The organism is Bacillus sp. AFS073361 (genome assembly GCF_002567005.1).
GTDB lineage: Bacteria > Bacillota > Bacilli > Bacillales > Cytobacillaceae > Neobacillus.
The window spans coordinates 19,993-35,602 of record NZ_NUZU01000041.1; the positions used below are offsets into that span (position 1 = coordinate 19,993).

The 15,610-nt window shown below is 37.6% G+C and carries 17 protein-coding genes; 4 read left to right on the forward strand and 13 right to left on the reverse strand.

The window, feature by feature from the left end; translation table 11 throughout:
* Positions 1-38: 38 nt before the first annotated feature.
* A complete protein-coding gene (locus COJ96_RS23240; protein WP_098576184.1) occupies positions 39-1,229 on the reverse strand; it encodes a MalY/PatB family protein in 1,191 nt (396 codons plus the stop codon).
* A gap of 188 nt (positions 1,230-1,417) precedes the next feature.
* A complete protein-coding gene (locus COJ96_RS23245) occupies positions 1,418-1,729 on the reverse strand; it encodes a MerR family transcriptional regulator (RefSeq protein ID WP_098576185.1) in 312 nt (103 codons plus the stop codon).
* Between the two features lie 251 nt (positions 1,730-1,980).
* Between COJ96_RS23245 and COJ96_RS23250 the strand changes: the two genes are divergently transcribed.
* Positions 1,981-2,955: a 2-hydroxyacid dehydrogenase gene (locus COJ96_RS23250; protein WP_098576186.1), complete on the forward strand. Its 975-nt coding sequence runs from the start codon at positions 1,981-1,983 to the stop codon at positions 2,953-2,955.
* Positions 2,956-3,173: 218 nt separating this feature from the next.
* On the forward strand, positions 3,174-4,310 hold the full coding sequence (locus COJ96_RS23255) for a CAP domain-containing protein (RefSeq protein ID WP_098576187.1): 1,137 nt from the start codon (positions 3,174-3,176) through the stop codon (positions 4,308-4,310).
* 23 nt (positions 4,311-4,333) lie between these two features.
* On the opposite strand, the gene COJ96_RS23260 is transcribed toward COJ96_RS23255, so the two are convergent.
* From COJ96_RS23260 to COJ96_RS23315, 11 genes are all read right to left on the reverse strand, one after another.
* On the reverse strand, positions 4,334-4,996 hold the full coding sequence (locus tag COJ96_RS23260) for a hypothetical protein (RefSeq protein ID WP_098576188.1): 663 nt from the start codon (positions 4,994-4,996) through the stop codon (positions 4,334-4,336).
* 34 nt (positions 4,997-5,030) lie between these two features.
* A complete protein-coding gene (locus COJ96_RS23265; RefSeq protein ID WP_098576189.1) occupies positions 5,031-5,804 on the reverse strand; it encodes an NAD-dependent protein deacylase in 774 nt (257 codons plus the stop codon).
* A 387-nt stretch (positions 5,805-6,191) separates the two neighbouring features.
* On the reverse strand, positions 6,192-6,539 hold the full coding sequence (locus COJ96_RS23275) for a 2Fe-2S iron-sulfur cluster-binding protein (protein ID WP_098576191.1): 348 nt from the start codon (positions 6,537-6,539) through the stop codon (positions 6,192-6,194).
* A 183-nt stretch (positions 6,540-6,722) separates the two neighbouring features.
* Positions 6,723-7,424 carry a GntR family transcriptional regulator gene (locus COJ96_RS23280; protein ID WP_098576192.1) on the reverse strand — a complete coding sequence of 234 codons (702 nt, stop codon included), beginning with the start codon at positions 7,422-7,424 and terminating at the stop codon, positions 6,723-6,725.
* A gap of 42 nt (positions 7,425-7,466) precedes the next feature.
* Entirely contained in the window at positions 7,467-7,997 is a 531-nt protein-coding gene (locus COJ96_RS23285; RefSeq protein ID WP_098576193.1) for a chromate transporter, read from the reverse strand.
* The gene (locus COJ96_RS23290) at positions 7,994-8,623 is read right to left on the reverse strand and encodes a chromate transporter (RefSeq protein WP_257148616.1); all 630 of its coding nucleotides are present in this window, start codon (positions 8,621-8,623) and stop codon (positions 7,994-7,996) included. The genes COJ96_RS23285 and COJ96_RS23290 overlap by 4 nt, the downstream gene beginning before the upstream one ends.
* Positions 8,624-8,705: 82 nt before the next feature.
* Positions 8,706-9,185, reverse strand: a complete 480-nt coding sequence (locus COJ96_RS23295; protein ID WP_098576194.1) for a GlcG/HbpS family heme-binding protein — start codon at positions 9,183-9,185, stop codon at positions 8,706-8,708.
* A 30-nt stretch (positions 9,186-9,215) separates the two neighbouring features.
* Positions 9,216-10,679, reverse strand: coding sequence for an aldehyde dehydrogenase family protein (locus COJ96_RS23300; RefSeq protein ID WP_218936522.1), 1,464 nt, complete (start codon positions 10,677-10,679; stop codon positions 9,216-9,218).
* Positions 10,680-10,812: 133 nt separating this feature from the next.
* Complete coding sequence (locus tag COJ96_RS23305) at positions 10,813-11,544, reverse strand: iron-containing redox enzyme family protein (protein WP_026567517.1); 732 nt, start codon at positions 11,542-11,544, stop codon at positions 10,813-10,815.
* 238 nt (positions 11,545-11,782) lie between these two features.
* Positions 11,783-12,553, reverse strand: a complete 771-nt coding sequence (locus COJ96_RS23310; RefSeq protein WP_098576196.1) for a creatininase family protein — start codon at positions 12,551-12,553, stop codon at positions 11,783-11,785.
* A 66-nt stretch (positions 12,554-12,619) separates the two neighbouring features.
* Entirely contained in the window at positions 12,620-12,949 is a 330-nt protein-coding gene (locus tag COJ96_RS23315; RefSeq protein WP_098576197.1) for a 2Fe-2S iron-sulfur cluster-binding protein, read from the reverse strand.
* A 347-nt stretch (positions 12,950-13,296) separates the two neighbouring features.
* On the opposite strand from COJ96_RS23315, the gene COJ96_RS23320 reads away from it, so the two are divergent.
* Both COJ96_RS23320 and COJ96_RS23325 read left to right on the forward strand, forming a co-directional pair.
* Positions 13,297-13,632 carry a hypothetical protein gene (locus COJ96_RS23320; protein WP_098576198.1) on the forward strand — a complete coding sequence of 112 codons (336 nt, stop codon included), beginning with the start codon at positions 13,297-13,299 and terminating at the stop codon, positions 13,630-13,632.
* A gap of 397 nt (positions 13,633-14,029) precedes the next feature.
* Positions 14,030-15,415, forward strand: a complete 1,386-nt coding sequence (locus COJ96_RS23325) for a hypothetical protein (protein WP_098576199.1) — start codon at positions 14,030-14,032, stop codon at positions 15,413-15,415.
* The last annotated feature ends 195 nt before the right edge of the window (positions 15,416-15,610 follow it).

Genomic DNA, 15,610 nt, shown 5'->3' on the forward strand with positions numbered 1-15,610 from the left:
CCCGTACTCCCGCAGGAGTCTTCGTGATTCTTATTCCATCAACTTAGGTCATCAAACTCTCTTGCAATTCTTTCAAACGCTTCCTGTATGAGTGGTCTGGGTGATGGAATACAGATTCTTTGCCACTGTAACCCTTCCTCACCAAACATCTTTCCATCTTCAAGCAGGACATTCGCTTTGTTGTAAATACGATCATGGATTTCTTCCGGTGAGAGGCCATAATCGCTAAAATCCATCCACATAATATAGGTTCCTTCTGGAATTCTCACCTTAACTTTCGGCATTTTCTCCGCTAAGAACGTAGCAGCCCACTCCATAGTCCCATCAATATAGTCTTTCAACTGCTCTAACCAGTCTTCTCCTTCATTGTAAACAGCAATCAAAGCTGAAACAGTAAATGGAGATGGTAAGTGCATGCCCATAACCTTATTATAAGTGTTTCTAAGATCTGGATTCGAGATAATCACATTCGTACAATGAAGTCCAGCAACATTGAATGTTTTGTTGATTGCTGTAAAAGTAATAATCCGGTCACGATGTTCAGAAACCTTTGCGATTGGAGTAAACGTCTGATTTCGACGAACTAAATCACCATGTATTTCATCGGCAACTATGAGAACATCATGCTCCGTACAAATATCGGCTAATTTCCTTAATTCATCCTGAGTAAACACTCTTCCGGTGGGATTATGCGGGTTGCATAAGATGAACATTTTAGTTGTTTCTTCTTTTGCTTTCGCTTCAAAATCAGCAAAATCAATTTGAAAGTACCCTTCACTATTTGCTTTAAGGGCATTATTCACGACTTTTCGACCGTTGGCTTCTATTGCGGAAGTAAACGGTGGATAGACAGGACGTTGGATAATGATGCCATCTCCTGGATTGGTTAAAGCTTTGACAGCCACATTTAAGGCATGGACTGTTCCAGGACTAAAACTGATTTCTTCCTGTGAAATCTCCCAATCATGTCTCTTTTTAAACCAATGCTGGATGGCTTCATAATACTCTTTTGGAAAGATAGTATAGCCGAAAATTCGGTGATCGACGGTCTTATGTAAGGCATCAACTAATGGCTGGGGTACTGGTAAATCCATATCCGCTGTAAATAATGGAATCGTCTCTTCATCATATCGTTCTGTCAGCCCAATCTGTTTAAGAAGCTCCCCTCCATCCCATTTAATTGAGTAGGTTCCTCTTCGGTTAACAACTTCATCAAAGTTATACTTCATTTACATCCACCCTTCTATTTTTCAATACATTGAATGTTTCACTTATAAAAATTTCCATTGATTACTCTAATTATAGCGATAAAAAGAAGGGATTAAAAATTTGGAAAGATAAATTTTTTTTAAATCTGAGATGATACAAAAAAGAGCAGGCCTCCATTAGCACTGCTCATTCCTGCAAATTACAAATACTATTTTATTGGCCCATTCCGATTAAAATGGGAATTGATTTGACCAATAATCATCTTACGCTTTTCCTTTTTGGAGAAATCTCTGCGAATTTCCATCGTTTGGACCCCTTCTTCAATTTTTTCTGCAATTTCTATTAGTCTTTCAATATCCGCAAATGAGTATTTCCGTGTCCCATTTGGGGTCCTGTCTGGAAAAATAAGCTTTCGTGTTTCATAATAGTGTATTTGTCTGCTTGTTAGACCCGTCAATTCTGTCACAATTCCTATGGTTATAACCTTTTGTTCACGATAGGATGAGGTTTCGTTTCCCAAAATACCACCTGCCCATTTTGTTTATTTTTAAAAATGTGAATTGTTTAACAATTCTGATGTTACATATTCTAACACATGATGTAATAAACTTAAACAATAAATTCCTCTTACTCAAAAATTTCACTTTTACTGATGAAAATACTGTCAAAATTAAGTATCAATACAACAATTAATATTGTTGACTCTTTAAAAATTCTATGTCACCTTAGAAATATATTCATATAAACAGAAGGAGAAGGACATATTCCCTTATGAAAAGAAAAATACTTGCTTATAACTTTGAATTCTCTGAAACGCTAGATCGATTAAGAGATCATTTCGATGTGGAAATTTTTGAACGAATCAATCCCAAGACAGACCCAGCGTTTTTGCATGCTCTTGAGAAGGCTGAAGGGATTGTCGGACTCGCGCTCCCAGTTGATAAAGAATTATTGGACCGAGCTCCGAATTTAAAAATTGTTTCCAATAACTCGACAGGTTTTAATAACCTATCCCTTGAAGAGATGACCAAGCGTGGTATTATGGGAACAAACACTCCAGGCGTACTTGAGGACACTACGGCAGATGCGATTTTCGGTATCCTCCTTGCTGCTGCAAGACGCATCCCTGAATTAGACCAATTTGTAAAAACAGGGAAGTGGAAGCAACATCTAACTAGGAAAGAATATGCCGTTGATGTTCATCATAAAACATTAGGTATTATTGGAATGGGGAAAATCGGTTCATTAATTGCAAAACGCGGGCATTTTGGCTTTGACATGAACATTCTATACTACAACCGTACCCGGAACCTTGAAGCTGAAGAAAAATACAACGCTGTTTACTCTTCATTAGATACCTTACTTATGCAATCCGATTTTGTTTGTTTAATGACTCCGCTCACTCCTGAAACTGAAAATATAATGGGAGAACGCGAATTTAAATTGATGAAAAATTCGGCTATTTTCGTAAATGGTTCGCGCGGAAAAACAGTGGATGAAAAAGCTCTAATTGAAGCATTACGGATAAACGAAATCCATGGTGCCGCATTAGACGTATTCCAAAATGAGCCTCTCAAAGCAGATCACCCGCTGCTGCAGTTTTCCAATGTGGTAACGACCCCGCATATCGGGTCCTCCACTCACGAAACGGAACTAAAAATGGCCAAACTTGCCGTCGAGAATTTAGAAGCAGGACTAACTGGAAAACGACCGAAGAATCTTGTTAATCCAGAGGTATGGGATTAATTTTATAGAGGAAACAAAGTTATGAACTCACCAAAAACTATTATTGAAGAACTAAATTTAAAAAAGTATGTTCGGAAACTTGTTCTTAACAAACCTGAAGATTTAGATGAATTGAATAGATTGATCCAAATAAAACCAAATATCATTCCCCTCAAGCATATTACTTATACATTTTCTTAAAATTGGCTACAATTCTAATAGAAATGGAGGAAACGAACATGGTACGATTTCTGGCAATCATCTCATTCATTCTTTTATTTAAATTTTCACTCCCTGTCATCGACAAACAATTGGAAAAAGGCGATATCGAGAAGACGGCTGATTCCATTCAGTCTGTAATAAATGTCAAAGACAACACAACATTAGCAGAAACACTTAATAGTTTTTCCGAAAAAGTTGAACAATTAGGGAAACAACTAGGCTTCCAATTGAAAGATAGTCCACTTACTAAACAACAACCTCAACAACAGAAAGAAAAAGTAGCGTTGACCATTCCTACTGAACAAGTTTTTTCAATTCATAATGTTGAAATTGGAAATCTCAAAGAAGATATTGAACATAATTTAGGAAACGCAAACCGAATATCCTTTAATGAATACGGGACGGATTGGTATACCTATCACCAGAATTATCAGGATTTCTTTATGGTCATGTATGACGAAAACAACAAAGCCGCCGGTTTGTATACCAACCAAGATTTAATTGCTTCAAAGAACGGCATTAAACTCGGAAGCTCGAAAAAAACCGTTCGTGAAAAGCTCGGGGAGCCTTTAACGAAAATTCAAAAAGGGTTCACGGTATACCAACTGCAGGAAAATAGTGATAATGATTTGTTTTTAGTTAAGGGAACCTATGTTACCGTCTTTTATGATAAGCATGAAAATAATACAGTTACCGCCATACAATTGATCAACAAAGACTTTGAAGAGGGGAAAGCGGATTTCTACACAAAAGGGAATTCAGCTTTAAAAGAAGGCTTTGAATATCAGTTATTTGATTTGACAAATGCCGCACGAGTCAACCATCAACTGCCTGTATTGTCATGGGATGAGCATGTTCGCGAAACAGCCCGTAAACATAGTACCGACATGGCGGTCCATCAGTATTTTGATCACACCAACCTTAAAGGACAATCTCCGTTTGACCGGATGAAAGAGGATGATATCACCTTTCATTTGGCAGGCGAAAACCTGGCCTACGGCCAATTTAGCAGTATTTTCGCCCATGAAGGTTTAATGAACTCACTTGGGCACCGGGAAAATATCTTACGTAAGGGTTATGAGTATTTAGGGGTGGGCGTGGCATTTAATAATGAGTCACAACCATACTACACGGAAAATTTCTTTGCAAAATAAATAATAAACACAAAACCTTTCTATTACTTTAGGAAGGTTTTGTGTTTATAAAACTCCGGTCCATTAATCACTCTAGTTAACTCTTCATCCGAATAGAAACCAAGTATACCTGGTTTATTTTGAAGATAATAAAAAATTTCTTCGTTCGTATAGTCTGTTTTTAACCCGTTAATAATAGTGGCTAAATAATTATGGGATGGCTTCTTCATTTCTACTTCAGCTTGTTCCCAAGGCGCAGTAAAGGTGAATATGGGATACCCCCTATCCTCACCAAGATAAATAATATTTCCATACCAAGCATGGCGGCGAAATATTTTTGCCCCTTTTTCTTTTACCTCGTTTAAATCTATTTCGAAGATTTTCCCACTATTCTCCTGTTTCACCACATCTAAAAACTGTTCACTAGTGATTAAATATTTTTTACTATAAGTGTGCGAATCTTCTACTTGATTTAATCCTATAAAGGCCACACCTTGCGATTGCCACCCTGCTGCCTCCTTAGCAAAGTAAAGCGGATAATTGAATTTTAAAGAAGACTCTGCTATCGGCAGTGATTGATCTTTACAGCCTGTCTCCACTCTCGTGGATCCCGCTGGACTTCCTCCCTTGATGTAGCATAAGAACCGATTCTTATTAAGATTTGAACCATAACTTGCATACCATACATACTGCTTACTTTCACTCACTTATTCCCACCAACTTTCTTGTGAATTTCTTAATTCAGCTTCTTAGTTGTTCATCCAACAGGGTCAAGGACTTCCCAATCGACTCAGGAATGACGAATGTATTCCGATCCGTGTCATATGGAGTATCACCGATATTAATTATAAGCAATGGAGTGCTTTTCCTTCTATATTGAGGGAATGTTGAAAATGGTGTGACCTTAAGACTCGTCCCTAACACCAATAGACAATCTGCCTCTTCGATCGTATGTAAAATTTTATTAAACCCTTCAACCGTAAACCATTTACCTGTATCACCAAATAAAACAACATCCGGTTTTATGAAACGCTCTCTCTTTTGCCGGGTTTCGCAATGGTCACAAATATAAAATTCATTCATGGTCTGAAAACGATTTATCATTTCTTCGGTCGAGTAACTTTTATTGCAATGTAAGCAGGAGGCTGTTTTCATTGTTCCATGAAATTCAATCACGCTTTTACTTCCTGCTTTTTGATGAAGTCCATCAATATTTTGAGTAATAATATGAGAAACTTTCCCTTCTCTTTCCCACTTTGACAAGATATCATGCCCTGCGTTTGGCATGGCGTCCGGATGATAAAGATTGTCGAGTGCAAATTGATAGAACTCTTTTGGATTTTGATAAAAATAATCAAGCGAAAGAATATATTCAGGTGCCAATTGATAAACTCCAGTCCTTGAACGAAAATCCTTTATACCTGATTCAGTACTTACTCCGGCACCAGTAAGCACAACCATGTTCTTCGCATTTTTGATTAGGGTCACACATAGATCGAACTGATTATTTTCCATCAGGTCAACTCTCCTTTTTTTATCCGATTCTCAAATATGTTAATAAATCTAATTTATATTATTTTACTACATAAAAAAACGATGAGAAAAAACTCATCGCTTTTTGTTTTCGTGCCTGCTCCCCACTGCCTTACAAAATTTTAAAGTACTGGGGGGCAGGCATTATAGATGTTACGCAAATGCTCGTAATTTTTTATTTTTTTTCAAATGTAAAGGTTTATGTGTGTAATAGATTTTTGCAAGTGCATGATTATCACAAAGTGAACATTTTATTTTATAGGAAGCTTTGCTAATATGGGGAGTTTCTAAGAAGGTTAGAATTTCTTTCATATGTTTTTCACAGGCCCACATGATCTCACCCCGAATTTGTATTTTTTGGTTATCCTACTAAATAGTCGTGACTTCTTTCTGAATTTTATCTGGCTTTCTTTTTTTGACGATTTCTGTAAACGCATCATCCCAAGAAATCGAAATGTCACCGTTTGTTACGAAGGTTTGACACCCGAGACGATACCCTTCATTTAACCACTCTTCTCCTAACTTTCTTCTTTCCTGCACTTTAACCTTATCTAAGAATTCGGCACCTTCTTCTGCTTTAAAGACACAGTTGCCGCAAATTCCTCCACCGCATCGATTTGGGAGTTCTCCATCATAACGAAGGGACATCCTTAAAATATTTGAATCCTCTGGTACCTCTAATTGTTTATTGCTGTTAATGAAATTTATTTTTGGCATGCCTCGTATCCTCCCTTTAATTTATCTTCTTGGTATACAATATACCATATTTAAAATTATCAGACAATATAAATATTTTAAATTTTTTCATTTTTTGAAAAAGGTAAATTTTAGACCACATCGAGGAGACGGTGTGGTCATGAACATTGATGAAAACTCATCCTGAGATCTTTCCAGAATGGATCAGGTGGACATCAACTTTTCCTTTTTGTTAAGCTTTTGTTTTATACTTTCAATATAATTGATGTAAGCTTTTTTCGAGTTTTCAATATGAATCCTCATTAAATATTCAGCCATTTCCGCTTCCTTATCACGCAAGGCTTTCATGATATCGATGTGTTCTTTTAATGATTCTTTTCTTCTCCCTGGTGTCTCGTATCCCATATTTGCAGCCATATGTATATAGTCAATCAAACCAGAGAGAATCTCAAATAATTTAGGGCTTTTTGATGCTTTGTTAATAAGACGATTCATTTCTATATGTTCAAAATTAAAATTTTCTTCTGCTTGATCTCTTAACTCTATTAGTTCTTTTATCTTTTGATCCAATTCTAGTTGTGTTTCTTTATCAATCCGCCCCGCGGCCAATTTAACGGCAAGGACTTCTAATGAGGAAAGAATTGTAAATACTTCGATGACTTCATTCTCTGATATATTCGAGACCACGACACCTTTTCTTGGAACTGTTTTTACAAACCCTTGGGACTCCAAGCGAAACATGGCCTCTCGAATCGGTGTCCGGCTGATGCCTAATTTCCCAGCCAGTTCTCGTTCAATTAACCGGTCGCCGGCTTTTAATTCGCCCTCAAGAATCATTTCCTTTAAATAGTTATATGCATGCTCACGAATCGATAAAAGATTGTTTTCCTCCCATCTTAAATCCATAACTTCCACCCGCTCATTTTTATTATTTTTTAACTTTCCATCTTACGAAAGAAAAACTCCACCATAAACTAAACAGCAAACAATTAACAGAGATGGGTGCATTTTTATTTTTATTAAAGCAAAATAACTAACCACAGCTAATAAAACTAAGTGAAAAAGACCACTGTTTTCATAGGCTGATAAAAAGAACTGATAAGCCATTACAGCAAGTAAAATGAAAATAATCGGCTGAACAGACTTTGTCATAAGCGCAACTTTTGGAGAACCTTTAAATAGATTGATAAATTTAAAAAGTAAAATAACGGCTAATGCAGAAGGCAGTATCGTTGCGATTAGAGCAATCGTTGCACCGAGAATTCCCCCTAGTTGATAACCTATATAGCCCCCCATTTTAGTGGCAATCGGTCCTGGCAGGGCATTTGCAATTGCTAAGACATCCCCAAACTCGGAAAGACTCATCCAATGGTAATGGTTGACCACTTCATTTTGAATTAAAGGTATTGTTGCAGGTCCGCCGCCGTATCCCAATAAATTAGCAATAAAAAACGACCAAAAAATATGCAAATAGATCATGAACTTTTTTCCTTTCTCTGAAGAAGCATCTCAGCTGAAGCTTTTGCCGCTTTTTCCTTTCGATCAGCAATGATATAGGCAGTAATGAGAAATACCGCAATTAGAATACCTGGATGTACTCCCAGGAACTGAACGATAATCAATGTAACAATCGAAAGCGTGAGCATGATCGGAAAACCTAAGCCTTTACGGCCATTTTGAAAAAATCGGTAAGCCATTTCCAACAACATAAATCCAATTACCGGAGTAACTCCTTGAACCATCCCGCTGACAATCGGTGATTCTTTAAAGGAATAAAGTACACCCAATAAGGCAATCATCGCAACAATGGAAGGCAGAATGTGGGTAAGAATGGCCACGGTTGCCCCTAAATATCCCTTTACCTTGTAACCAATATACGCAGCCATTTTTGTGGCAATCGGCCCTGGCAAGGTATTAGCTAATGCGAGGATTTCTACAAATTCTTGTTCGTCCATCCACTTGTATTTTTTCACAGCTTCAAATTCAATCAACGGTATAGTAGAGGGTCCGCCCCCATACCCAGTCATACCGGTGCGAGCAAATCCAATAGCTAACTCAAGATATGTTTTCAGTTGATTCTCCCCCTTTTTATACCAATATAACATTTATAGCCCTTTTTTAATAGAAGCGTAGATTAAGATAGACCTCATTCTGCGAAAAACATACATGAATGAGGCCCCATTTTTCTTATTTTTTTATATCTGCTGAAGTAATTACTTCTAGGCCATCGCTTTCTAGATACGTTTGTAATGCTTGAAGTGCTGCGGTTCCTACGGCAGTATCTTGCTCGCCGTTTCCACCACTTACACCAATCCCACCTACCACTTCACCATTGACAACAATTGGGAACCCGCCAACAAAAATAGCGAACTTCCCTGGAAGCATTTGTTGAATTCCGAAGGCTTCGTTTCCAGGAAGCGCAGGTCCGTTAGGTTCTTTGTTAAACAAATGGGTGGAGCGTTTGTGACCAGCAGCTGTGTATGCTTTCGCAATCGAGATTTCTGGTCCTGTAATGCGGGCACCATTCATACGCTCTAGTGCAATTAGATTACCACCATCATCAACAATAGCGATCGTTTCAAAGACATTAATCTCTTCTGATTTATTCTTTGCTGCCTCAATCATCAACTTTGCTTCTTCAAGTTCAATTTTTAATACAGACTTCATACCCGTTCTCCTTTATATATCATATTGTTATTAATAGCCCATATAGACCGTTTTTAATTGCGTAAAGAACTCTAAGCCCACTCTTCCTGATTCACGGAAGGTAGAGGTACTTGATTTTTTCAAGCCTCCAAATGGAGCATTCATTAAATTGCCAGTCGTGGTTCGGTTAACCTTAACTGTCCCCGCTTGGATATCTTTGGTAAATTGGTTAGCGATTTTAAGATTATTTGTCACAATCGAAGCGGATAAACCATATTCAACATCATTTGCAACAGCGATGGCTTCTTCATATGTATCTACTTCAATTACAGCCACCACTGGACCAAAGATTTCTTCTTTTGCAATCCGCGAATTCGCTTTTACATTCGTAAAAATTGCCGGCTGAACATAATATCCTTTTTCAAATTCTCCAGATAATAATTGCTCACCGCCATAGACCAATTCAGCGCCATCTTCTTTTCCAAATTCAATATACTTTAAGACATTTTTCAATTGCTTTTCGTTGGCAAGCGGTCCAATTTTCACACCAGCCTCAAAACCATTCCCGACTTTAAGTGCGCTTGTTTTTTCAACGAGCTTTTGAACAAATGCCTCTTTTACGTTTTTCAAGACGATAACACGACTTGTGCCTGTACAAGCTTGCCCTGTTAGTGAGAAGCCCCCGTTTACCGTCAATGTAGCGGCAAGATCGAGATCTGCATCCTCCATAACAATAAGCGGATTCTTCCCGCCCAATTCCATTTGTGTCCGGGTTGTAAAGCCTGCTTTTTGATGAATGTCTTCCCCCGCCGCAGTTGAACCTGTAAATGTGACAGCTCTAACTGCTGGATGAGTGACCAATAGATCGCCAACATCTGATGCTTTTCCCGTAACAAAGTTAATCACGCCTTTTGGAATGCCCGCCTTATCTAATGCCTCAACTAGACGAAAAGCGATCAATGGAGTATCAGAGGAAGGTTTAAAAACAACCGTATTCCCCGTGATTAAAGCAGGAGCAATTTTTCGGGCTGGAATAGAAAGCGGAAAGTTCCATGGAGTAATGACACTGACAACTCCGAGTGGTTCTCTTTCCGTTGAAACTTTCATGTTTGCATCATCATTTGGAAAGGTTTCCCCTGTAAAACTTTGCCCTTCTACTGCATAATATCGGAGGGTTTGCGCAGAACGTAATATCTCATTCTTAGCATCATCAACATGCTTGCCTTCTTCCCTTGTTAACTCTTCTGCCAAAGAGGCAACATTTTGCTCGAGAATACTGGCAGCTTTATTTAAGATCGCTGCTCGTTTGGAAGGTGCTGTTTGGTACCAGCTAGGAAAAGCATTCTTGGCCGCTTCAATCGCTAGTTGTACATCCTGTTCGTTTGATGCTTGGAATTCACCGACAAGATCTTCGGTATTTGCCGGATTCACACTAAAAAATGTTTTCTTGCTAACCGATTCCTGCCATTCTCCATTGATATAATTATTGAATGTCTCTACTTTTGTAGTAATCACTACTATCACCTTTTTTCATTTATTAAGTTCCCAGCAATTAATAGAAAACATAACTCTATAGAAATGGCCGTCACTTAAACCTTAAATTACAAGATTAATATGACGGCCGATAACAACTCTTCCAATTATCTATTTACTTTGTTTCAACAAGAGCGCCTAGATCTTTTTCAATATACTCTTTCCAAAGTCCATCCATGTACATACGGCGCATTTTAGCTCCTGTACGAACAACTTCTAAGCAACGTTGTTGTAATTCTGGTGTGTCAGCATGGTCAAGAACAATTTTGTAACCGCGTTCACCATGAATCTCATCTGAAACGATGTGTAAGTCGAAGAATTCGATTTCTTCATCAGTAAATCCGTATTTTTCACGTAAAGCAGGAGTTTGCTTCCTGTAAATATCAGGAACTTGTGATTCTAATCCAACAACAAGAGCCGCAGTTGCTACCACAAAATTCTCACGTGCTGCTACTGCAAAACACCAGCTTTGAAGACCTAAAGTAGTTGGAGCCATATTGTTAGGATCAATAATTCTTTCTGCAGTCGTACCGCAAGCTTCCGCGAAACGAATCAATAAGTCCGTGTGACGATCTGCTGCGATTTCTTCTTCATACATATTTTGTAGAGTGAAATCTTTTGCAGCTGCAAACTTTGGATCTTGTGGAGTATTGTGGTAAATATACGCTAAGTAATCAGCGAATGGTCCTACATAATGGTAGTGATTTTCAGCCCAACTAGCAAAGTGTTTTCTTTCCAGTTTGCCCTCTGCCCAAGCTACTGTAAATGCAGCCTTCTGGCTATGGTTACCTTTAATTGCTTCCTCTAATTGTCTGCGAAATTCATCTTTAGATAATAATTCTGTCAACTGAAACTCCTCCTCTAATTTTATGTAGGCACCAACCTTAGATTGGTATTTGATATTTTGTATACCAAGTTAGTTTAAAAATTAAAAGATTGTGGATATTTTCCCTTTCCAACACTCTCTTTTTTTGTAAAACTATTGATTTGGTATACCTTACGTTTATACTACCAAGATATTGTTTATTTGTAAATATAATTTTTAGAATTTTTTAAAGATTATTTTTCTTTTTTTAAATCTATGATTATTGGTGGACATTCACTTGCAAATCTAACAATTTATAAAGTTCTTTTGATAGATTATCTAATGCTTCTTCTACGATCTCCTGGCCAATCTCCCAACTGGCTTTTGTGCCATCTCCAATGCAGCCATTATTCGTCATTTCTTCATAATAATAAAATCCTTGAATCGCTTTACCAGGTCTGAGCTGCTTCCATCTTCCTTCTTCTTGAATATCACCTTTCTCAAGTTTTTCAAGGCGGACAAGTTCAGGTGCTAAATAAAGCGCTTCCGATACTTCACGCTCACAACTATGACCAAATAAGGCGGATGTGACATTTTCCTTAATTGCCTTTTTAGCAGAGGCAGTTGTTTTGGCATAATAGATTTCTACATCTAGTTCTTTTGATAACATCATTGATGCCACATTAAGCGTCGACTGGTTGCCCCCGTGAGAATTTAAAAATAAAAACTTTTCAATCCCGTGATGCTTCAAGGACGAAACCACATCCTTTAATACTGCAATTAATGTGGTCGGCTGCAAGGAGATGGTTCCCGGAAAATTCAAATGATGCTGAGAAACCCCCATATTAACAGTTGGTGTCACCAATGCATAAGGAAACATTTTTTGTCCTAATTTCTTGGCCATCCTCTCTGCTAAAACAGCATCACAACTTTCAACCATATGAGGGCCGTGCTGTTCATGGGCACCAATTGGAATGATAGCAAATTGAACCGTCTTTAAAGCTGCTTCTACTTCTTTCCATGTCATACTGGTTAGATCATAACAATCCATGTGTAATCACCTACTTGTGTTTATTGTATTTTGTATACCATTTTTAATAATAAAATACATTCCCTATTAAGATTGGATCACTGATTGCTTCTTCGGAGGTTGTACTGAAATATTTTCTTGCGAAATTTCAATATCCTCTTTAATTGTTAATTGGCACGTTAACCGATACCCCTCATTTACCTTATCACCAAGCATTTTTTCTTCTTTCCAATTCGCTGGTGTCAGCCCTTCAGATCCATTCACTACGATACATGCACATTTTGTACAGCGTCCCATTCCGCAGCCATACTTTAGTTTAGGAAGTTGGCGGGTACCAGCCAAAACAACTAAATTGGCATTATCTTTAACCTCTTGTTCGATTGTCGTACCATCCACATGAAGGATTACTTTTGGCATATTGTTACCCCTTTCTGTTTTTTCTAAAAATTATGATACTTTTCTGAAGTATACAATCTTTTGGATAGAGAAGCAAACTAGAATTTAAAAAAAGATTAATTTTTTTAAAGTTAAGCTCTTATTCTAGCACTAAACTAGGAATTATTTAAATATTTAGAATATGTTCTTGAACAATTTAACTGCATACGTTAAAATACACATAAGAGTTTGGTATACAATATTCCTTGGAGGTGAGTAACGAAATATTCTTCATCAATAGGTGTCGATACTTATAGCAACAAAAAACCATACTTACCTGATTTATTTTTTTAAAAAGGACAAATAAATTACTTTAAGGAGTGTTTTAGATGGGGAAATATATAGTACTAACAAATAAGGATACCTTCCAAACGGTTCTTGAAAACGATGGCTTAAAACCGGTTGAAACCTACCATTTCTATTTCTTTGATAGTTTAAAGGCGAAATACACAATTGCTGAAGTACTTGACGAAACGATTAAAATCCAATTATTCGAGAAATATGAAGGAAAGGAATATGTTAACCAGATTGCTGTCAAGTTTTTTGAGAAGTTTGATACACTTGAAGCTGCACGTGAGGAATTAAATGAGATCGTAAAAGCTTCTGGAAACAGTCAAGATTCTGTAAACTCCAAACTAGTTAAATCAACTGAGGTTGCGGTTTAAGATTTTTCATCCTTCTTAAATGATCGTTTCAAAATAGAAAAAATCCGGAGAGGCGCTGCTTTCTTTCCGGATTTTCTACTTTTAAAAATAAAAAATAACCGCCACATGGTAGTAGCGGTTGAATGTGTGAGGTTAAAATTTAAGCGTTTTTCTTAGTGAAGCTAATTTTCTCTCAGCTTTTTCTACAGCACTTTTAGAACTAAATAGAAACTTAAACATGTATAAGCCCCCTATTAATGAGTTATTTGATACTGTAATTTTATAACGGGGAGAAACAGAAAACAAGTATTTTGTATACCAAATACCAAATTAATTATTAATTCTTGACCAAATTGTGACTTTTTCAAGTTTTAAACATGTGTTTGGTATACAATTCTTGAAAGGATAGGGTGTTGATATGCTGAGGTATATGTTTTTTATCGTTATTTTAATGTATTTATTCTCTGTACTTTTACCAGGGCTCCATCTTGGTGTCCTTATTTCCTCGCTAAGTCTTTTGATTGTCCTTATTACCATATTTCAGGCGAAGCGATTTGTTCAAGTATTAGGCGGTACATTTTTACTATCTGGAGTAGTCTTACTATTGACGAGCGGGGCCTCTTGGCAGCAATACATACTCTCTTTCGGCCCGATGCTGGACTTACTCACCATGTTTACGCTGATCCCGATATTAGGGATTCCAATTAAATTAGGCGGATATAGCGGCGGCATCCAAAGTATAATTACAAAAAGGGTAAAGACCTCAGGCCAACTGTATATGATCACTTCTGGCATTTCGTATTTTTTTAGTATTTTTATGAATTTGGCTACCTTGCCAATGACTTATTACTCGATAAGGCCTGCATTAGATGTGATTCCCGTTGAGAATAAAGAGAGGTTTATGAGCAGAGCGATTACACGCGGATTTGCGATGCCATTACTTTGGGCACCTGTTACCCCGATTGTTGGGATTGTGATCACAATGACCGGCGTCAGCTGGGTATCAATTCTTCCATATGTAATTCCGTTAAGCATCGTGGGAGTAGGTGTGGATTGGTATATTGGTTCACGTAGAGCAAGTATAATGATCCATAATAAACAGGACCTGTCCGTCCACGAAACCGCTGCTACCTTAGAAACAAGCAATCCAGCTAATCGTTCAAGGAGAGTCTTCCAAATACTACTGGCGATTGTTATATTTAATGTTGTTATTTCTTTAGTAGAATCAAAGTTCCCTTATCCATTTTTAATATTAGTATCATTAATGGTTATCCCATTTTCGTTCACTTGGGCTCTCTTCTTAAAAAAAGGTAAAGAGTTCGGTGCCCATTTGCTTAATCATTTAAAAACGTTCTCTGTAAGCATGAAGGACCAATTCTTCATCTACTTATCAGCCGGTTTTTTCATCTCAACCATCAACATTTCACATGCAAATGTCTGGCTGGATGCCTGGGTCAATAAGTTTATTAATTTTGCAGGTGTGGAGATCTTTTTGATTATACTGCCGTTAATCCCGCTGGCTCTAGCCTTTTTAGGCTTGCATCCTGCCGTTTCACTGGCATTAATGACCGAAGGGTTAAACCCAGCAGTCGTTGGTATTTCACCACATATCTTAACGGTGGCGATGTTAGCAGGTGCTGTTTCTGCTTTTCTAGTTGGTCCATATAATGCCACGTTAGGGCTTATGTCAAGTATCGTGAAGGAAAGCTCTTATAAGGTGTCGAACTGGAATCTTTCCTTCGCAAGTATTTATATTTGCTGTGTAATGTTGTATCTATTTGTTTTACAATTGTTTTTATCTTAATGGTTGTGCAATAAAAAAGGTGTCAATCGATGGATTGACACCTCAGACTGTCGACAAATCCGAAGGATTTCGGGTTTTAAATCGACAGTCATTTTTATTTGCCTACATTAAACTAGTCTGTTGATTTCCGTTCCAGGCGGCTTCGCTTTCCGCGGGCGGTTCGGGGAGCCTCCTCGCCGCTTTCAGCGTCTGCGG

What these genes read in the sequence shown, in the direction of transcription:
- COJ96_RS23240 (WP_098576184.1), bottom strand. Translation starts at nt 1,229, where the DNA reads ATGAAGTATAACTTTGATGAAGTTGTTAACCGAAGAGGAACCTACTCA.
- COJ96_RS23250 (WP_098576186.1), top strand. Translation starts at nt 1,981, where the DNA reads ATGAAAAGAAAAATACTTGCTTATAACTTTGAATTCTCTGAAACGCTA.
- COJ96_RS23255 (WP_098576187.1), top strand. Translation starts at nt 3,174, where the DNA reads ATGGTACGATTTCTGGCAATCATCTCATTCATTCTTTTATTTAAATTT.
- COJ96_RS23265 (WP_098576189.1), bottom strand. Translation starts at nt 5,804, where the DNA reads ATGGAAAATAATCAGTTCGATCTATGTGTGACCCTAATCAAAAATGCG.
- COJ96_RS23275 (WP_098576191.1), bottom strand. Translation starts at nt 6,539, where the DNA reads ATGCCAAAAATAAATTTCATTAACAGCAATAAACAATTAGAGGTACCA.
- COJ96_RS23280 (WP_098576192.1), bottom strand. Translation starts at nt 7,424, where the DNA reads ATGGATTTAAGATGGGAGGAAAACAATCTTTTATCGATTCGTGAGCAT.
- COJ96_RS23285 (WP_098576193.1), bottom strand. Translation starts at nt 7,997, where the DNA reads ATGATCTATTTGCATATTTTTTGGTCGTTTTTTATTGCTAATTTATTG.
- COJ96_RS23290 (WP_257148616.1), bottom strand. Translation starts at nt 8,623, where the DNA reads ATGTTATATTGGTATAAAAAGGGGGAGAATCAACTGAAAACATATCTT.
- COJ96_RS23295 (WP_098576194.1), bottom strand. Translation starts at nt 9,185, where the DNA reads ATGAAGTCTGTATTAAAAATTGAACTTGAAGAAGCAAAGTTGATGATT.
- COJ96_RS23310 (WP_098576196.1), bottom strand. Translation starts at nt 12,553, where the DNA reads ATGGATTGTTATGATCTAACCAGTATGACATGGAAAGAAGTAGAAGCA.
- COJ96_RS23315 (WP_098576197.1), bottom strand. Translation starts at nt 12,949, where the DNA reads ATGCCAAAAGTAATCCTTCATGTGGATGGTACGACAATCGAACAAGAG.
- COJ96_RS23320 (WP_098576198.1), top strand. Translation starts at nt 13,297, where the DNA reads ATGGGGAAATATATAGTACTAACAAATAAGGATACCTTCCAAACGGTT.
- COJ96_RS23325 (WP_098576199.1), top strand. Translation starts at nt 14,030, where the DNA reads ATGCTGAGGTATATGTTTTTTATCGTTATTTTAATGTATTTATTCTCT.